This is a genomic window from Thalassotalea sp. Y01 (genome assembly GCF_012932945.1).
Classification (GTDB): Bacteria; Pseudomonadota; Gammaproteobacteria; order Enterobacterales; family Alteromonadaceae; genus Thalassotalea_A.
In genome coordinates this window covers 104,327-121,534 of record NZ_JABBXG010000008.1, presented here as the reverse complement: position 1 = coordinate 121,534, position 17,208 = coordinate 104,327, and the positions used below count along the sequence as shown (strand labels likewise).

At 42.2% G+C, this 17,208-nt stretch carries 20 protein-coding genes; 6 read left to right on the top strand and 14 right to left on the bottom strand.

Annotation, left to right across the window (positions count from 1 at the left end):
• Nucleotides 1–77: 77 nt before the first annotated feature.
• The 4 genes from HII16_RS12725 to ttcA all read right to left on the bottom strand — a co-directional run bounded on the left by HII16_RS12725 (nt 78) and on the right by ttcA (nt 4,296).
• Nucleotides 78–974: a LysR family transcriptional regulator gene (locus HII16_RS12725; protein ID WP_248289621.1), complete on the bottom strand. Its 897-nt coding sequence runs from the start codon at nt 972–974 to the stop codon at nt 78–80.
• A gap of 36 nt (nt 975–1,010) precedes the next feature.
• Nucleotides 1,011–1,979, bottom strand: coding sequence for a glutathione S-transferase family protein (locus tag HII16_RS12720; protein ID WP_169130623.1), 969 nt, complete (start codon nt 1,977–1,979; stop codon nt 1,011–1,013).
• Nucleotides 1,980–2,110: 131 nt separating this feature from the next.
• Nucleotides 2,111–3,280: a hypothetical protein gene (locus HII16_RS12715; RefSeq protein WP_248289620.1), complete on the bottom strand. Its 1,170-nt coding sequence runs from the start codon at nt 3,278–3,280 to the stop codon at nt 2,111–2,113.
• A gap of 92 nt (nt 3,281–3,372) precedes the next feature.
• Entirely contained in the window at nt 3,373–4,296 is a 924-nt protein-coding gene (gene ttcA / locus HII16_RS12710; RefSeq protein WP_169130621.1) for a tRNA 2-thiocytidine(32) synthetase TtcA, read from the bottom strand.
• A gap of 328 nt (nt 4,297–4,624) precedes the next feature.
• Here ttcA and HII16_RS16780 point away from each other — a divergent pair, with 328 nt between their 5' ends.
• A complete protein-coding gene (locus HII16_RS16780) occupies nt 4,625–5,332 on the top strand; it encodes a DUF4114 domain-containing protein (RefSeq protein ID WP_189637860.1) in 708 nt (235 codons plus the stop codon).
• Between the two features lie 225 nt (nt 5,333–5,557).
• Here the strand turns inward: HII16_RS16780 and HII16_RS17150 are convergent, their stop codons facing one another.
• A complete protein-coding gene (locus HII16_RS17150; protein ID WP_169130619.1) occupies nt 5,558–6,313 on the bottom strand; it encodes a type II CAAX endopeptidase family protein in 756 nt (251 codons plus the stop codon).
• A 350-nt stretch (nt 6,314–6,663) separates the two neighbouring features.
• Between HII16_RS17150 and HII16_RS12695 the strand changes: the two genes are divergently transcribed.
• The 3 genes from HII16_RS12695 to HII16_RS12685 all read left to right on the top strand — a co-directional run bounded on the left by HII16_RS12695 (nt 6,664) and on the right by HII16_RS12685 (nt 9,061).
• The gene (locus tag HII16_RS12695) at nt 6,664–7,110 is read left to right on the top strand and encodes an NfeD family protein (protein ID WP_169130617.1); all 447 of its coding nucleotides are present in this window, start codon (nt 6,664–6,666) and stop codon (nt 7,108–7,110) included.
• 92 nt (nt 7,111–7,202) lie between these two features.
• On the top strand, nt 7,203–8,117 hold the full coding sequence (locus tag HII16_RS12690; protein WP_169130615.1) for a slipin family protein: 915 nt from the start codon (nt 7,203–7,205) through the stop codon (nt 8,115–8,117).
• A gap of 11 nt (nt 8,118–8,128) precedes the next feature.
• Entirely contained in the window at nt 8,129–9,061 is a 933-nt protein-coding gene (locus HII16_RS12685; protein WP_169130713.1) for a slipin family protein, read from the top strand.
• A gap of 179 nt (nt 9,062–9,240) precedes the next feature.
• Here HII16_RS12685 and HII16_RS12680 read toward each other — a convergent pair whose 3' ends face one another.
• The 8 genes from HII16_RS12680 to HII16_RS12645 all read right to left on the bottom strand — a co-directional run bounded on the left by HII16_RS12680 (nt 9,241) and on the right by HII16_RS12645 (nt 15,257).
• Complete coding sequence (locus tag HII16_RS12680; protein ID WP_169130613.1) at nt 9,241–9,720, bottom strand: YcxB family protein; 480 nt, start codon at nt 9,718–9,720, stop codon at nt 9,241–9,243.
• Between the two features lie 99 nt (nt 9,721–9,819).
• On the bottom strand, nt 9,820–10,974 hold the full coding sequence (locus tag HII16_RS12675; RefSeq protein ID WP_169130611.1) for a PQQ-dependent sugar dehydrogenase: 1,155 nt from the start codon (nt 10,972–10,974) through the stop codon (nt 9,820–9,822).
• A complete protein-coding gene (locus HII16_RS12670; RefSeq protein WP_169130609.1) occupies nt 10,971–11,204 on the bottom strand; it encodes a hypothetical protein in 234 nt (77 codons plus the stop codon). The genes HII16_RS12675 and HII16_RS12670 overlap by 4 nt, the downstream gene beginning before the upstream one ends.
• Nucleotides 11,197–12,045: an NAD(P)H-binding protein gene (locus tag HII16_RS12665; protein WP_169130607.1), complete on the bottom strand. Its 849-nt coding sequence runs from the start codon at nt 12,043–12,045 to the stop codon at nt 11,197–11,199. Before HII16_RS12665 ends, HII16_RS12670 begins: the two co-directional genes overlap by 8 nt.
• A gap of 12 nt (nt 12,046–12,057) precedes the next feature.
• Nucleotides 12,058–12,948, bottom strand: coding sequence for a bifunctional GNAT family N-acetyltransferase/hotdog fold thioesterase (locus tag HII16_RS12660; RefSeq protein ID WP_169130605.1), 891 nt, complete (start codon nt 12,946–12,948; stop codon nt 12,058–12,060).
• A 3-nt stretch (nt 12,949–12,951) separates the two neighbouring features.
• A complete protein-coding gene (dtd, locus tag HII16_RS12655; protein WP_169130603.1) occupies nt 12,952–13,389 on the bottom strand; it encodes a D-aminoacyl-tRNA deacylase in 438 nt (145 codons plus the stop codon).
• A 17-nt stretch (nt 13,390–13,406) separates the two neighbouring features.
• Nucleotides 13,407–14,363 (bottom strand): prolyl aminopeptidase, encoded by a 957-nt coding sequence (pip, locus tag HII16_RS12650; protein ID WP_169130602.1) that lies wholly within the window; start codon nt 14,361–14,363, stop codon nt 13,407–13,409.
• A gap of 33 nt (nt 14,364–14,396) precedes the next feature.
• Nucleotides 14,397–15,257 carry a virulence factor BrkB family protein gene (locus HII16_RS12645; protein WP_169130600.1) on the bottom strand — a complete coding sequence of 287 codons (861 nt, stop codon included), beginning with the start codon at nt 15,255–15,257 and terminating at the stop codon, nt 14,397–14,399.
• Between the two features lie 72 nt (nt 15,258–15,329).
• Here HII16_RS12645 and HII16_RS12640 point away from each other — a divergent pair, with 72 nt between their 5' ends.
• Nucleotides 15,330–15,539, top strand: a complete 210-nt coding sequence (locus HII16_RS12640; protein WP_135438148.1) for a hypothetical protein — start codon at nt 15,330–15,332, stop codon at nt 15,537–15,539.
• A gap of 60 nt (nt 15,540–15,599) precedes the next feature.
• On the opposite strand, the gene HII16_RS12635 is transcribed toward HII16_RS12640, so the two are convergent.
• Nucleotides 15,600–16,226, bottom strand: coding sequence for a urate hydroxylase PuuD (locus HII16_RS12635; RefSeq protein ID WP_169130598.1), 627 nt, complete (start codon nt 16,224–16,226; stop codon nt 15,600–15,602).
• A 340-nt stretch (nt 16,227–16,566) separates the two neighbouring features.
• On the opposite strand from HII16_RS12635, the gene HII16_RS12630 reads away from it, so the two are divergent.
• Complete coding sequence (locus HII16_RS12630) at nt 16,567–17,151, top strand: Fe-Mn family superoxide dismutase (RefSeq protein WP_169130596.1); 585 nt, start codon at nt 16,567–16,569, stop codon at nt 17,149–17,151.
• Nucleotides 17,152–17,208: the final 57 nt, after the last annotated feature.

The following is a 17,208-nucleotide window of genomic DNA, read 5'->3' as shown; positions in this document are numbered from 1 at the left end:
AAAGACGCTGTTAACCTAGGTGAAGGTATGGGTTATAAAACTGGATTTGGAGAGCGTTTTACCGGGTCAGGTTAGGATTATTGCTCATCCTCACATAGGTATCGTAGCTCGCCTAAAAAGCTTTTGGTTGCTGGCCCTAAGCGATCGCCATCTTTAAATATGACATACAAAGGCGCTTCACGATGATTTTCAAAGCTCATATTCAATGGCTTTAATTCGCCTGATTTCAACTCATTAGCAATGGAGCTATGGGGAAGCCACGCATAACCTAAACCACTTTTTATGATGTCAATTGAGGTGCGCATATGGCTAACGGTCCAACGCTGCTCTGCACCTAGCCAACCGGCGTCAGTGTTGGTGTTAAGCGCTGAATCGCGAACCACGATTTGTCGGTGGGCCTTTAGATCTTCAATCGTTAGCGGTCTGCTGACTTGATGCAAGGCATGATTAGGATTGGCGACAATTTGAAAAACAATGCGAGTGATTTGCTCACTAAAGCCACCATCAATACTAAACGGTGAAATCGCTAAATCGACCTCGTCATTCTCGAGTAATTCTCGTGCCCCGCCAAGAATCGACTCCCTCACTTCAATATTAAGCTGTGGAAATTGAGCCGATACGTTCTCTAAAACTTGATATAATACCGCCGCAGGGAAGATTTCCTCTACCGCAACACGCAAGGTGGTTTCTTCGCCTTGCGCTAAAGTCATACCTACAGCCTCCAATTTGGCCGCTTCTTGCAGCAAATAATCGGCTCGTTGCAACAGTTTTTCGCCGGCCGGGGTTAACACCGTTTTACGGCCTTCTACAACAAATAATTTAAGACTCAATGAATCTTCGATTTTACTTACCGCACTGTGAATACTCGACTGACTTTTGTGTATATGTGCTGCAGCTTGATTAAATCCGCCATGTTTCACCACGGCGCGAAACATGCGCCATTGCTCTAATGTAATTCGTAGTAATTGATCCATTTTATACTCATTTGTCATTCTATTAAGCGCTACTTATTAGCGGTTATGCGTCGCTAAGTAATCAATTTCAGGGCCTGCTGGCACCACTTGCGTCGGATTTATCATGGTGTGAGAGAAGTAATAATGTCGTTTAATATGATAGAAATCGACGGTTTCACTGACACTGCTAAATTGGTATAACTCACGCAGATAATTACTGATATTGTCATACTCTTCAATGGTTTGTTTATTGCATTTGAAATGGCCTACATAGACACTATCAAAACGAATTAATGTGGTAAATAAACGCCAATCAGCTTCGGTTAATGTGTCGCCAACTAAATAGCGTTGCTTAGCTAATCGCTGCTCAATCACATCTAATGCAGCAAATAATTTATCATAGGCTTGTTGATACGCCTGTTGGCTTGTGGCAAACCCAGCGCGGTACACACCATTGTTAATCGCATCGTAGACAAAATCGTTTATTTCATCGATTTCGTCGCGTAACGGCTGAGGATAATAATCGTCTTTGTTACCCGTTAAATGATTAAAGGCACTATTAAACATGCGAATAATTTCCGATGACTCATTGGAAACGATACGCTGGCTGTGTTTATCCCACAACACCGGAACGGTGACACGCCCCGAATAATTGGTTTTGCTTTTTGTATAAAGCTGATGCATAAAATCAAGCTGATATAACGCATCACCGCTAGAGCCTGTCGATGTATCAAATGACCAACCGTTATCAAGCATGTCGGGGCTAACAACCGAGACATCAATATAATCCTGCAAGCCTTTTAGTTGACGGAAGATAAGAGTGCGATGCGCCCAAGGACAAGCTAAAGAAACGTACAAATGATAGCGCCCTTTTTCAGCTTTAAATCCGCTATCGCCGGTGGTGCCTGATTTGCCATCCACGGTTATCCAGTTTCGCAACTGTGCCGCTTCACGCTTAAATTCACCTTTATTTTCTTTTGTTTCATACCAGGTGTCGTGCCAGACACCATCAACCAATAAGCCCATAATATTTCCTAACGATGTGTTGTTCATTAAGGACAGTATGGCGTTCGACTAGAAAGATTAAAATTTCAAATATAAGCGCCATTCATTCTAATATAACGAATGAATGGCGTTTGTAAAATGCTTGTGACTGATTAAATTTCGCTAATGCTGTACTGCAGCATTGCTTTGATTTGCTCGACAATGGCTTTCACTTGCGGTTGTTCATAGCTGGAAATTCGCGGTGTATGAATGTGCCCTACCGGAAAGTCGCGTCGATATTTGTCGCGCAACAAAATACTGCGATACGATATTTCGTTCGACAAGTAACCGCCACCAGAGCCATTGACCGATGTTTGTTGCGCTAGCTCAGCCAAGGTCTTTGCGGAAAACTTACCCTTTTCTAAGGTTTCTACCTTACCATTATCAATCACTTGATAAGCTCCTTGCGCCTGCTGCATCGCCTTAACAGGTAAGCTGAATTCAACAAATTCAGGGCCTTGTAAAGGCTCATCGTGTAATAAAGGTTTTAAAGGAGCTTTACTGTTAGCACCGGTATAGAATCCTCGATTGCCCGGTGCCACCGCACTGCGCCTTAACCCAGGAAAGCGTTCTAAATCAAAGTGTTCTCGCCCCATAGAGATGGTTACGATCATATCGACATCAGGATTTTTAAAATGTTGCGTTAACATGGTTTCAATCATGCCCTGATCAAAATCAGTAAAACGTACCGGGATCATTAATGCTTGAATTTCGGCGGTTTGACCTTGGTGTTCGATTATCATGCCATCAAGACTTAACGCAGCAATCCCTGATGGATTCGCTTGGCCAATATTGCGATGTAAGAAAAACGGGTCGAAGCCGGTGATGACAATTTTCTTGTCGGTATTTTGTTGAAAATCGATGTCCTCATTACCACGGCTCGCGAGTTCAAGTTGCCACAAAAGTTGTTGTTGTTGAACTGGGGTCAGCTGATGAAACAATGCCGATACTTTTAAGGCCTTGCTCAATTGCAATCGCCCCCAATACAAACTTCTGCCATCAAAGCTTTGCTCTCGTTGCACATCGTTACGGGCGATATACCATAGCTTACTGGCGTGCTCTATGACCAAACTGGTTACCTTACTGGCATCTTTCAACGAGGTTAATTCGGCGCTAAATCGAGCTACTTGACGCTGGTATTTATCCGCGACTAACGGCAACTCTTTTACAGCTTGAGCTATCTTAGCCTCTTCATAACTGATATAAGTCGGTGATTGAGCATAGCTCAATGATGACAAGCAAAAGCTACAAGCAAGCATCAGGTGTTTTTTGAAATGGCGCATGGGCATCGTCTTGTTGAGAATTTACTTTATTAAAGCAAAAAAAACAGCGCTTAAAAAGCGCTGTTTCAGAGAGTTTCAATTGTCAGCAATGATTAGCTTAGATTAACAATGTTCAGCTGATTCATTTGCTGCTGTTTATCATCTTCATCAACAATTAGTGGCTGCTTGGGAATATCAGGGCTGTCAAAACCAATATCGCCGTCAGCAAATGGCGCTCCTGTCGCTTGCAATCCAGCAAAGTCATATAGCTTGGTATCGGCTAAATGTGAAGGTACAACATCGGTGACTGCTTTAAACATGGTTTCAATACGTCCAGGGTATTGTTTATCCCATCCATTAAGCATTTCTTTGATAATTTTACGCTGCAAATTTTCTTGTGAGCCACAGAGGTTGCAGGGAATGATTGGGTAATTTTTTTCATCGGCGTAGCGAATAATATCTTTTTCGCGGCAATAGGCCAAAGGTCGAATGACGATATGTTCACCATTATCCGTAACCAATTTAGGTGGCATACTCTTTAACTTACCACCATAAAACATATTCAATAATAGTGTTTCTAATATATCGTCACGATGGTGCCCTAAGGCAATTTTTGTTGCACCAATTTTTTTCGCCGTTTTATAAAGAATACCGCGACGTAAACGCGAGCATAATGAACAGGTGGTTTTGCCTTCGGGGATCTTATCTTTGACGATGGAGTAGGTATCTTCGTTAACAATCATGTGCTCAACATTGATTGATGACAAATACTTTGGTAATACATGCTCTGGAAAGCCAGGTTGCTTTTGATCAAGGTTAACGGCAACAATGTCAAACGAAATTGGCGCCACACGCTGCATATGTAACAACAAATCAAGCATGGTATAACTGTCTTTACCACCGGATAAACAGACCATAATCTTGTCGCCATCTTCTATCATATTAAAGTCAGCTATGGCTTTACCCACCTCGCGGCGTATACGTTTTTCCAATTTAATAAAATTGAAATCCTGTTTTTTGCTGATAGCGTCTTGCATCTTGACCTCAAATGATAGGGATAAAAGTAAATCGGCGCGGATTATACTGAAATTCGACAATAAAGGGTATTAAAAATTGTACACACAACCACCGAAAAGCCCTATTTAAAAGGCTTTAAGGCGAAAAAAACAGATTAAAATCGCTCATTTATTCGCTCTTCTGTCAGATATTTTTACACCTCAAAAACACGCCAATAAAAAGAGTAGCAAAATCATAATGATATTTAGCGGTATAAATCTTGCAACGGTAATGGCATATAGTTTGCTTCTTTAAAACCAAGCTATACATGGCTTCAAGAAAGACTTTAAGGCCGACAAAGGACGAAACATGAAAAGGTGGATACGCAATTTTCTCTTTATTTTGAGTTCCCTGTTTATAACTCAACAGGCACACTCGACCTTAATTTTAGGTGGCGAAATCGTTGTTGAAGAAGATGGTGAGGTCGTACTTGAAGTATTAAGCCATACGGCATCGCTAACCAACCTGTTGTTTCTCTACGTTGAAGATGGCGATGACTTGTTTTTATTCAACAATAAAGTAAATGAAGTTGGTGACCTAATCACCATTGGCGAATTCGACGCCGGCGATATCCTGCTGTTTTACATTCTTGAAATTAAAAATGATTACCGATACTACAGCGGCAATGATCCGTCATTAAACCCTGATAATATTTTGCACACTTTTGTTGATGCAATGCATGAAAGTGGTAAAACATATGTAGGTTTTGAAGACCGCTTTGGCGGGTTTGATTTTGATTACGACGATCTGCAATTTTTATTTTCCAATACCGATGTTATCCCACCTACACAACCGCCTGTACAACCACCAGTGCAGCCGCCTGTTCAACCACCAGTGCAGCCGCCTGTACAACCACCAGTGCAGCCGCCTGTTCAACCACCAGTGCAGCCTCCCGTACAACCACCAGTGCAACCGCCCATTAACCCACCAGCGGAAGTACCTGAGCCAGAAACGTTGTTTTTGATGGGCCTTGGTTTATTGTTGTTTGTATACAGCAGAAAATCATTGCATAAGTAACCGTGCCTAGCTGTGACACCAGCGCAAATAAGAGGCTTTGGCGTAAATTAGCTGGTCAGAAAATGGCACAAGCAGCTCGAGTGTTGCCTTTGGCTAGTAGCAAAATAACTCGAATGGTTCAGTGGTGATAATTCAGGCACAGATATTTCAAATACAAACTTTATATACAAAGAGAAAACCAAAGGCTCGAGCAATTAGCTCGAGCCTTTGGTTTTCATAAAGCCGTTAATTTGAGGTGTATAACAACAGCATCGACATCATATTATTAATGGCGTGAATGGCGATACAATAATAAACATTCCCTGTCTTGTAGCGCGTTATTGACAATAACATAGCTAAGATAAACAAATCGACCAATACTAAGCCACTGTATTGGCTATGAACAAAAGTAAACAGTATGGCAGTTACCAGTATAGAACCGGAATGTCGTAATCGAGTGGACGCCAATTTGGCATAAATAAAACCTCGAAACACCAGCTCTTCAAATATCGGTGCGACAATGCAAATCGCCAAAAAACTCAACCAGATATAATCCGTGGTATTTAGGATATCAACCATAAATGCCGGTGTTGGCGTATTGACCAGTGTATGAATAACCACACTGGCAATAATGTACAAACAAGTCGCCAAAAAGTACGGTCGAAATTCACCGACAGTAAACGGTTTATGTAGGGCAAAAAACGCTTGTCGATATGGCTCTCGAAAACTACCAAGGTACAACATAGGTAAGGTCACAAACGCCATAAGTATGGTGAATAGCGATGTGGTATCACCATCGAAAAACCACACTCTCGGGTCAATAATATTTGGGTTTATATCGGCGTAAACGGCAAAGCCAATGCTCAAAAGGATGGTAGGTAGATACAGCGAGAAGATCCAAAACACTGCAGATCCTAGCGGATAATAGCCACTATTCACAGGGTTCACCGGTGGCGTAGGATGATCACTCGGTGGATTGAGTTTGTTTCGGTCATCATGCACTGTTTGCACCTCTTAGATGTTTTTTATTATCTTCTTTAAAACTAGTAAATAATTGCCCTTTTTGACAGCGATTGAATGGCTTTGTTACAAAAAGTTCAGGGTTTTACCTACACATACCCATATCAAATGGCCGCCAAGTAATTAACCACAACATCTAGACAATATACAAATAAGTTTAACATCTCGGCAGCCGTTATTTTCTCTGGGCTTGACTCATTTGCTCATCTGAAAAACGACAAACATTGACATAATATGTCGCATTTTTTGCAAAAAGCTGTTATATTACTTAACACTTTGTTAACAACCAGAGGAAATTTCTCTCGTTGAATTTCCAATAAAGGAGGTAGGTTGTGGAGTTTGCAAATGATGTAACCGCTTGGGCCTGCATAGGTGTTTTACTGGTCATTGCAGAATTAGTGATTCCTGGCGGAATTGTGGTATTTTTGGGCACCTCTGCGCTTGTCGTAGCAGCGACATTACAGTTTGGCATTATAGACAATTGGATGCATGCGTTTACCCTTTGGTTTATTTTATCAATCGTCCTGCTATTGCTGTTTCGCAACCTAGGCCAATCTATGGTTGGTGGAGATAGCCGCGTCGATAATACCGATGAAGAATTAGATGTATACGGAAAGCAAGTGCGTGTCATCGCAACAATAGGCCCGGGCAATAAAAAGGGTCGAATCGAATTTCAGGGTACCGAGTGGTCCGCTTTGGGCGACGGCAGCGAAATAAAAGCGGGAGAAACCGCCAAAATTGTCTGTCGCGAAAACATCTCATATGTGGTTGAGCGTTAAACCTCACCGCTACCCTCACTTCCATAAGTAATAAACGTTGTACTGGCCTCGATTTTTGCTTAGCAAAAGTAGGTCTCACTAAGGAGAGTCATGTGTTTATATTAACTCTGGTCTTATTGGCCATATTATTCATCATCTTTAAGTTGGTGTTGATAGTGGAAATGCGTGAAGTTTGTGTGGTCGAAAGACTCGGTAAATTTCGTGCGGTAATGCAGCCTGGCCTGCACTTTTTGATCCCATTTTTTGACAAGGTCGCCTATCGTCACGAAACCCGCGAACAAGTCTTAGACATTCCGGCTCAAAGCTGTATTTCTAAAGATAACATTCAAATCGATGTCGATGGTTTGGTCTATATCAAGGTCATGGATGGGGCTAAAGCCAGCTATGGTATCGAAGATTACAAACGGGCGAGCGTCAATCTTGCACAAACCACGATGCGTAGTGAGATTGGTAAGCTAAATTTGGGACAGACCTTTTCAGAGCGTGATGCGCTAAATGAAATCATTGTTCGCGAAATTGATAAAGCATCGGATCCATGGGGCATTAAAGTGCTACGCTATGAAGTTCGCAATATCACGCCTTCAGCCAATGTGATCCACACCCTAGAGAAACAAATGGAAGCAGAACGTAGAAAACGTGCTGAAATCACTCTAGCGAATGCGGAACGTGATTCGATTATCAATTTATCAGAAGGTGAACGCCAAGAAGCGATCAATCTATCTGAAGGTGATAAGCAAAGACAAATTAATGAAGCCGAAGGTCAAGCAAAAGAAATTGAAATTATTGCTGACGCGACTGCAAAAGGTATGAGCATGATAGCCGATGCCGCCAATCAACCATGTGGTGAAGACGCCATTAAAATGCGCTTGATGCAAGAATTTATCGAACAAACAGGTAAAGTTCTTGATAAAGCCGATGTGTCTATTCTGCCCGGTGATATTGCCAAACTAGAAGGTTTCTTCGAAGGTATGGACAAGGTTACGGCAACCGCTAAAGGAGGTAAATAATGGAAAACCCAATGGAGCTACCAGTAACAGATTTAGCTGTGTTCGTTATTTGGGGGCTGATATTTTTGGTCTTCATCGTTAAATTGTTTCAATCCATTCGTCTGGTACCGACAAAATCGGCTTATGTGGTCGAACGGTTGGGTAATTATCATAAAACGCTGGACGCTGGCTTCCATGCATTATTTCCTTTTATCGATCGTGTTGCTTACATTCAAGATCTAAAAGAAGAGACTATTGATGTACCACCACAGGAATGTTTCTCTAAAGATGAGGTAAACGTTGAAGTTGATGGTGTTATCTACATTTCGGTTATGGACCCGGTTAAAGCCAGCTATGGCATTACCGATTACCGTTTTGCGGCGATGCAACTTGCGCAAACAACCACTCGTTCAGTAATTGGTACGCTCGAATTAGACCGAACCTTTGAAGAACGCGACTTGATCAGTGCCAAAGTTGTTGAAGTGCTGGACGCCGCTGGTGAGTCATGGGGCATTCGAGTTCACCGTTATGAGATCAAGAACATTGCGCCACCACAAACGGTGCGAAATGCAATGGAAATGCAAGTTAACGCCGAGCGAGAGCGTCGTGCCATATTAGCGAAAAGTGAAGGTGAGAAACAAAGTCGTATCAATCGTTCTGAGGGTATCAAGCTCGAAACCATTAACATCTCGCAAGGTGAGAAACAGCGCCGCATTAATGCCGCAGAAGGTAAAGCCTCGGAAATCTTAGCCTTAGCACATGCAACCGCAGACTCGATTAAAAAAGTTGCGTTAGTTATCGACCAAGAAGGTGGTAAGAAGGCATTAGAGATGCGATTAAGCGAGCAATACCTACAACAAATGAAAGGTTTAGGTAAAGAAAATCGCAAAGTGGTGTTGCCGGCGAACTTGCTTGATTATCAGCAGTGGATGACCACAATGGGGTTAAATACCACGGCTAAATAATAAACGAATCAAAACGGATTAAGGCGAGACTACAACTTGTTATCTTAAATTACATTTCGGTTACACACTTAAGGTTAAAAGCTTGTTAATCTGGTAACCATAACTTATCAAGTTATGTCTCAACCTTCCTATATTTTTGGCACCCAGTTTGGGTGCCTTTTTTTGTCTCTTTTGAAAACCTATGGTGTCGTTTTGTCGACAATAAACTGATAGCTTTGCTCGCTTAACACTGAACGCGACAAATAGCTGGTACCACCAACTTTCAACAGCAATATCAAACCTTTATCTGTTACTTCTGATGCCGAAATATCAGACCAGGTTAGCAAGTTATTGACAAAATCCGACTTGGTGTGAATGCCTTCTTGATCTATCGTCAAATACACCTCATTACCAGCCGCTTTAGAAAACATTTGACGGGTTACCCACCAACCTTTGGCAAAACGCACACTAAGTATTTCAACCAATCCAAGAACGTAAAAAAAGTAACCTAAATGGCCACTGAGTTTTTCAATATTCGCTGCAGAGATAAAAAAACCAAGCGCAAACAGAAACACCGCTTTGATGTAACGTTTCGGACCTTGCTGACGTAAATGATCGGATTGCTCAAAGCATTCTTGGTAATGTGCCTTGTCTAAGGTAAATGTGTGTTCGAATTTCATAGTCAATGATGTTGAATTATGGTGTGCTGATCATACCTACATAAAAAAGCCCCGTAAAATTAGATTCGCGGGGCTGAGTAAAATTTAGCGTTAATTGGCTTATTCTTGCTCTGGTACCAGCTTTTTAATGCCTTGACCATCGATACCTACATAGATAAAACCGTCACGACCTTGGTAGACATTGCGTACGCGACCAATACCTTCCAATAATTTTTGTTGCTCAACAACGTTGTTGCCGTCTAATGTAACCAACACCAAGTGATTAAACTTCATTGAGCCTAATAGCATTTTATTTTGCCATTCAGGGTATTTATCGGAGGTCACAAAAATCAAACCCGATGGTGCAATTGAAGGATCCCAATACAATTTAGGTTGTTCCATGCCGTCTTTTTCGGTGATATCGGTAAATGACGTACCACTGTAATTAACACCGTAACTGATCACTGGCCAGCCATAGTTTTTACCCGCTTCAATTCGATTGATTTCATCACCGCCTTTAGGACCATGCTCATGTGACCAGACAGCCCCGGTGACTGGATGAGTCGTTAACCCTTGTGGGTTGCGATGGCCATAAGAAAAAATGGCTGGCTTAGCGTTTTCCACATTAACAAATGGGTTGTCTGCAGGGATACGACCGTCATCATGTAAGCGATAAATTTTACCACCATCAACACTGATGTCTTGAGGCAATGCATCGCGTTGGCCACGATCACCGATAGAGAAATAAACAAAACCTTGTTTGTCAAAGGTGATACGAGAACCATAATGATGCCCCTTCTCACTATTTTCTGCCCCCTTGTACAACCATTCAAGATCGACAAGTGCAAACTCTTTTAGGCGGGCACGAATCAATGCGGTATTGCTACCTTCGTCGTCGCCTTTATCACTGGAAAAGGTGAAATATATCCAACCATTTTGTTGATAATCAGGGTGCAATGCGATATCCAATAAACCGCCTTGGTTATTGGCAACAATGCTAGGTAAACCGGTGATTTCTTCGTCAATCATAACCCCATTTCGGATCAGACGTAGTTTGCCTGTGCGCTCTGAGACCAACAAATCGTCATTGCTCAGCTGCACCATCCCCCACGGGATCACAACATCGCTTTGCGTAGGCATTACTTTCACTTGCGCCTGAGCGTCGTTATTTTGCTCATCGCTTTGCTGTGAAGAATTGCCATCAGATGCCGAACAGGCTGCTAATAAGCTAACCATTGAACTTAACACAAGAGTCTTCGCTAATTGTTGCTTCATTTACTTTCTCTTTTTTCCCAAATGATTTTATAAAAATAGTTGATTATCAGTAGCATAACACATGCGCTTAATACGGTGAAAATATGCAAGAGTAAGGTACTGATTCTGAAGTTTTGCTCCCATAAAAATACCACGCCGTAATAGGAGACAAAAAACAAATTTAATAAGCTGATATGAATAAATAGAATACCGGCAAAGGTCGCTAATTTGCGAGTTGTCAGTCTAGCCATGCTCAACCTCAAGCGATGCGCGATTGTCAAAGTAAGCCAGTAGATCGTTGACCTTATAGTTAAATGCCAATGTCGCTGTAAAATTGCTTTGCACCTGTTTACCTTGCGGCAGTTTTTGTTCTGTAAATTCTGCCGTACCTTTGCTTAACGAGGCAAATGCTTTGTTATAGAAAGCGCGACGAGTTGGGTGATGTGGGCTGACACCATTAACAATGGCTGGCTTGTCGGCTTGTTGCAACAAACACTCTATCAGTGCAATAACATCATCACGGTGAATCATATTCACCACCGAATCAGGTTCACTGATCAGCCGACCTTCTTTAAAAAAACGCCCCGGTTGTCGATCATAACCAAATAAGCCAGCCAATCTCAGCACGGTAGCATGCTCGATATCGGCATTTAAAAGCTTATTCTCTGCATCGTGTAATACCGCTACTTTATCGCCATTCAAGTTAAGCTTGCTGGCTTCATTGACCTCACCTTGCAAGCCGTTATATACCGCTGTCGAACTGATTAACACAATATGCTTAGGCTTAGTCGAGGCCTGTTGAGCAAACTGTGCTAATGCCTGTATTTGTTGTGGGTAATCGGTTCGACCATGGCGCAATCCCGGTGGAATACAGATAACCCAAGCCTGACATTGCAACAAACTATCACTTAGACAATCCGGTGCGCGCACTATGGTCGCCGGCAGGTTTTCTGCCTGTAAACTGGCTACTTTTTGCGACGACGTGGCACTGACCACGACATCAACGCCCTTAGCTAATAATGATTTCGCTAACGATTTACCTAACCAACCTGCACCGATAATAGCCACGCTTTTTGGCAGCTTTTTATCCATAATCATTCCTATTTATGCCTTAGGTAGAACCACATATTTACCGCTAAAACTTGCCGCGATGGTATCCCCATCGAGAACATTAACATGTATCTTAAGTCGCGCGCGTTTGCCTCGTTGTAACACACTGACATCACCATCAAGATCTACAGTTTGCGCCAATGGCTGACCATGCAATGGTTTGTGATAACGTATATCAGCATCGGCTAAAACAATATCACCATTAAGACTTTGTTGCTCCAACAATAAATGCACTCGTCCCCAACCGGTTAACGTCGCCAAGGTATATATACTGCCAGCAAACATGGTGTTGTGTAGATTAATATTAGCTTGGCGGTCAGCACATACACTAAAGACACCATCAATGAGACTCGCTGGGTGAATTAACATATGCTTAGATACCGGAATGGTTTGATGCCAAACCTGTTTTAACTGCGTCAGTGAATCGCTATATTCGGTCGTGCTCGGCTGCAACATTTTACGCATTTTATAATGCTGAATTTGACCATACAGTAAATGTGATTTGTCACCCAGTTGATAATCACATGCCTGATAAAATTTCACTGCGTTTTCTCGCGCATTGAGCTCAATAACTTTGACACCTTGTTGCGCCGCAATCTGCTCTAGTGCGGTTAACATCAATTTTCCAACGCCCTGCCCTTGTAAACTGTCATCGACCGCCATAAAGCGAATTTGCGCGGTATAACAATCGGTTTTGTGATAACGACCAACCGCGACAACCTTATCTTGCTCATCGACAATCATACGGTGCACTGAACTTGCTTCCAAATCATCGATTTCAGAGCCTTTTTCTTGGCCCCATTGCTGACGTAATAAGGTAAAACGCAATTGATGATAAGCGGCAAATTGCGCTTTGGTTGTGGGCTTAACAATGCGATAGGCCATAACTTAAACCTTAAGTGAAAAAGTTACTGGGCCATCGTTTACCAACGCCACTTGCATGTTCGCACCAAACTCGCCGGTTGGTACTCGAAATCCAAAAGATCGTAATTCTTGGCAAAATGCCAGATATAACTCGTTACCGAGTTCAGGGGAAGCAGTATTTGAAAAGCTTGGGCGTTTGCCACTATTGGTATCGGCAGCCAATGTAAACTGTGACACCACTAGGATATCTCCGCCTACTTGCCCCACGTCTAGGTTCATCTTGCCCTGGTGGTCTTCAAACATACGATAACCTGCAACTTTTTTGGCAAGGCGCTGCATTTTTTGCACGTCGTCCGCTTTTTCAACAGCCAATAAAACCAACAAGCCTTTATCTATCTTACCATTGACTCTACCGTCGATGGTAACACTGGCACTGTTTACCCGTTGTAATAATGCAATCATGATATTTTTGTTACGTATTATTTATCTTCTAGGAAGGCTGCCATCATATCAGATGCATGAATAATGGCATCAATTATTCCCTCTTCAAAGCCGCTATGCCCGGCTTTAGGAATGATTTGCAAACGTGCATTATTCCATTTTTGTGCCAATACATAAGCATGCTGAATTTGGCAAACCATGTCATAGCGGCCATGAATAATATACGCAGGCAAATGCGCAATGCTGGCCATATTTTTCAATAATTGCTGCGGTTTCATAAAGCACTGATTAACGAAATAATGGTTTTCAATACACGCCATGGCAATAGCATTATGGGTTTCCTCCGGGCTATCAATACTATGCTGATCAACGTATAAGGCTGAAATTCGCGTTTCCCATAACGTCCACGCTTTAGCGGCAGCAATCTTAGCGATTTCATTATCTGAATTTAGCACTTTATGATAATTACTGATGACATCATTACCCGGCATTGATCGAATGGGGTCAAGAAAGTCTTGATAATGTTCAGGAAAAATATGGCTTGCGCCATTCGGGCCATAAAGCCAATCAATCTCGCTATCAGTACCTAGAAAAATACCGCGTAAAATAAAACCAAGCACCCGTTGTGGGTGCGCTTGGGCATAGGCCAACGCGAGGGTTGTTCCCCAACTGCCACCGGCCACTAACCACTTATCAATGGCGAGGTACTCTCGGACCTCTTCCATGTCTTCAATAAGGTTTTGTGTGGTGTTGTTTATTAGACTGGCGTGCGGAGTCGATTGACCTGCACCGCGTTGATCAAAAACAATAATGCGATACTTTTCAGGGTTAAAGTAGCGCCTGTGACTAGGGCTAGAGCCGCCGCCCGGACCACCGTGCAAATAAATGACGGCAATGCCATTGGCATTACCACTTTCTTCGATATAGAGTTTATGCTCGCCGAGCTCAATAAATTCTTCTCGATTTGGCTTAATGTTTGGGTATAGGGGGCGCACTATATCTCCGCATCAGAGCAACTGCTGCTAATTTTAGTCTATTTTTTCATCTGTTTGCGGTTTATCTTCCGCTAATTCTTGCAAACACACGGTAAACTCAGCACCAATAAACACCACCAACCAGCTTACATAAACCCAAACAAACAATATAGGGATGGTTGCTAACGCACCATAAATGGCCTCATATGATGGTAAATGGGTCACGTAGGCGGCAAACGTTTTCTTCGCCACTTCAAACAGTATTGTGCCGAACATACTGCCAGCTAGGGCGTACTTAAATTTTACTTCCGTGTTAGGCACTAACATGTACAACACAATAAAACCGGCCCAAGATGCAATAAACGGTAACCCCCGTAACAACAAACTGTTGACGTCTTGGCCGCCAAACGAAACCAATGAAACGATGTAGCTGGTAGCAAGAATAGACACCCCCATCAATACCGGTCCGAGAGTTAGAATCATCCAATAAATCGCAAATGAGGTGATTATTTTACGATGTTTATGAATCCGCCAAATCCGATTAAGGGCTTTATCGACCGCATAAATCAACAGCATGGCAAAGACAAACAATGCGAAGATTGCCGTGGCTGACATTTGTGATGCATTAGCAACAAAGCCATCGATATGATCTTGTATTGTTTCTGATGCGGTAGGGACAAAGTTACTGAACACAAATTTTTCAATATCTTTGTGCAACTCACCAAAGATAGGAAACGCAGTAACAATGGAAAACATCACCATCACCAGCGGCACTAGGGACATCAGGGTGACGTAGGATAAATAACCAGCCGACACTTGAATCTGATCACGCTGGCAACGTTCAACAAAATACTTGCCAAAACGCAGTACTGGGGCGAGTTTTCGATAGCGTGTAAGAATTTGTGACAATTTCATCTATAACACATTGTTAATATTGGGTTATATTAAACTATACTAAATTTTAGCAATAACACGAAGGAGTAATTGATGGCAGGACAAGGTTCAGGTGGTAACGTTCTAGCAGCAATATGTAGTTTTTTTATTCCCGGCTTAGGACAATTGGTTCAAGGCAGGATCATGGCTGCTATTATATTTTTCATTTTTTGTGCCGTATTATACGGGACCGTCGTTCTATGGTTTGTTGGCGTAATCTTTCATCTTTGGGCGATCATTGATGCGGCTCGCTATAAAGGCTAGCTAAATTATTATCGCCAAAAAAAGGCCCGTACGGGCCTTTTTTATTGACTCAATATTCGTTTACACAAGTTTAAGAACTGCGACGAACGCGCCAGTTAGCACTAAGCTTGACACAATAACACCACGAACTGATGCCATTGGGCCTTGTTTACCGACTAAGCCATTGACTTCAAGTAAGGCGATTAATACAACACAACCCCACATGCCTGTTGAGCCCCAACCATGGCCGTAACCACCAGCAAAATGCGGGCTAGCTAACATAAAGAATACCATTGGGCCCGAGAACAAGGTGTTGGTGCGTGATGCCAATAAGGCTTTGCCTGCGGCTTTTGGTGCGTCACCGTCAACCATACCTAAAGCAATTTTTTGGTTTGGCCAAATCACTAACCAAACATTTAGGAACATAAACGTACCTAATAATGCACCAATAACGATGTAGTCATTCATGACATTCAGCTTTGATACACCCATAAGCAAAATCAAACCGGTTAAAAAGGTCATCATTGCGCCCCAACGGAACCACCATAATGCTTCCGGTGCCAAATTCTTTTTCGCATCCGCTAGTGCTTCAGGTGTGGCTTTTTTAAAATAACCACCTTGTATAAAGTTGAAATAGTAAAGTAAACCGATCCAAGTTATCCCGAAAAGTACATGACCCCAGCGAGCAAGGAAATTTAATATTTCCATCGTATTCATAACACACCTCAATATTTATCGTTATTATTGTTATTCACCCTACGCCACCATAGGCAATACGTATGGCTATTTATTATTATCCTGTCCACCTTACTCTTTGACTGAAATTTATTCAATAATTTCCGCAGCTTATAGGCATTGGTCAGATGTGCTATTTGCTAACAAAGCCTGCCATTTTGAGGTTTTTTGTTGGCTTTTATAAAATAATCTATAAAAAACAACGAAAAGATCTAAAAAGTCACTGGAAAAACCCGTTATAGCCGTTAAAATGATCCGCCAATTCGGGACAAAAATCCTGATTAACCTAAAAAATATTTTTCCGGAGAAAACTATGGCTATTTCATTACCAGCGTTACCATATGCAATGGATGCTCTTGCACCACACATTTCACAAGAAACTCTTGAGTATCACTATGGCAAACACCACAACACATACGTTGTGAAGTTAAACGGTTTAATCGAAGGCACTGAGCTAGCTGAAAAATCTTTGGAAGAGATCGTTAAGAGTTCTGAAGGTGGCGTATTTAACAACGCAGCACAAATCTGGAACCACACCTTCTACTGGAACTCACTAACTCCTAACGGTACAGGCGCTCCTAGCGATGAATTAGCTGCAGCAATTGACGCTCAGTTCGGTTCGTTCGACGAGTTCAAAGCTAAGTTTAACGACAGCGCTGTTAACAACTTCGGTTCAAGCTGGACTTGGTTAGTGAAAAACGCTGACGGTTCTTTAGCGATTGTTAACACATCAAATGCAGCGACACCTCTTACTGAAGACGGTGTAACTCCACTAATCACGGTTGATTTGTGGGAACATGCTTACTATATCGATTACCGTAACCTTCGTCCAAGCTATATGGAAGCGTTTTGGGCATTGGCTAACTGGGATTTTGCTAACGCAAACTTCGTGGCATAATCTGCGCAAATAAATAATTAAAAAGGCGACTTTAAGTCGCCTTTTTTGTTGCCACAA

What these genes read in the sequence shown, in the direction of transcription:
- HII16_RS12630 (WP_169130596.1), top strand. Translation starts at nt 16,567, where the DNA reads ATGGCTATTTCATTACCAGCGTTACCATATGCAATGGATGCTCTTGCA.
- HII16_RS12635 (WP_169130598.1), bottom strand. Translation starts at nt 16,226, where the DNA reads ATGGAAATATTAAATTTCCTTGCTCGCTGGGGTCATGTACTTTTCGGG.
- HII16_RS12640 (WP_135438148.1), top strand. Translation starts at nt 15,330, where the DNA reads ATGGCAGGACAAGGTTCAGGTGGTAACGTTCTAGCAGCAATATGTAGT.
- HII16_RS12670 (WP_169130609.1), bottom strand. Translation starts at nt 11,204, where the DNA reads ATGGCTAGACTGACAACTCGCAAATTAGCGACCTTTGCCGGTATTCTA.
- HII16_RS12720 (WP_169130623.1), bottom strand. Translation starts at nt 1,979, where the DNA reads ATGGGCTTATTGGTTGATGGTGTCTGGCACGACACCTGGTATGAAACA.
- HII16_RS12725 (WP_248289621.1), bottom strand. Translation starts at nt 974, where the DNA reads ATGGATCAATTACTACGAATTACATTAGAGCAATGGCGCATGTTTCGC.
- HII16_RS12665 (WP_169130607.1), bottom strand. Translation starts at nt 12,045, where the DNA reads ATGGATAAAAAGCTGCCAAAAAGCGTGGCTATTATCGGTGCAGGTTGG.
- dtd (WP_169130603.1), bottom strand. Translation starts at nt 13,389, where the DNA reads ATGATTGCATTATTACAACGGGTAAACAGTGCCAGTGTTACCATCGAC.
- HII16_RS12675 (WP_169130611.1), bottom strand. Translation starts at nt 10,974, where the DNA reads ATGAAGCAACAATTAGCGAAGACTCTTGTGTTAAGTTCAATGGTTAGC.
- HII16_RS12715 (WP_248289620.1), bottom strand. Translation starts at nt 3,280, where the DNA reads ATGCGCCATTTCAAAAAACACCTGATGCTTGCTTGTAGCTTTTGCTTG.
- HII16_RS12660 (WP_169130605.1), bottom strand. Translation starts at nt 12,948, where the DNA reads ATGGCCTATCGCATTGTTAAGCCCACAACCAAAGCGCAATTTGCCGCT.
- HII16_RS16780 (WP_189637860.1), top strand. Translation starts at nt 4,625, where the DNA reads ATGAAAAGGTGGATACGCAATTTTCTCTTTATTTTGAGTTCCCTGTTT.
- ttcA (WP_169130621.1), bottom strand. Translation starts at nt 4,296, where the DNA reads ATGCAAGACGCTATCAGCAAAAAACAGGATTTCAATTTTATTAAATTG.
- HII16_RS12685 (WP_169130713.1), top strand. Translation starts at nt 8,129, where the DNA reads ATGGAGCTACCAGTAACAGATTTAGCTGTGTTCGTTATTTGGGGGCTG.
- HII16_RS12645 (WP_169130600.1), bottom strand. Translation starts at nt 15,257, where the DNA reads ATGAAATTGTCACAAATTCTTACACGCTATCGAAAACTCGCCCCAGTA.
- HII16_RS12680 (WP_169130613.1), bottom strand. Translation starts at nt 9,720, where the DNA reads ATGAAATTCGAACACACATTTACCTTAGACAAGGCACATTACCAAGAA.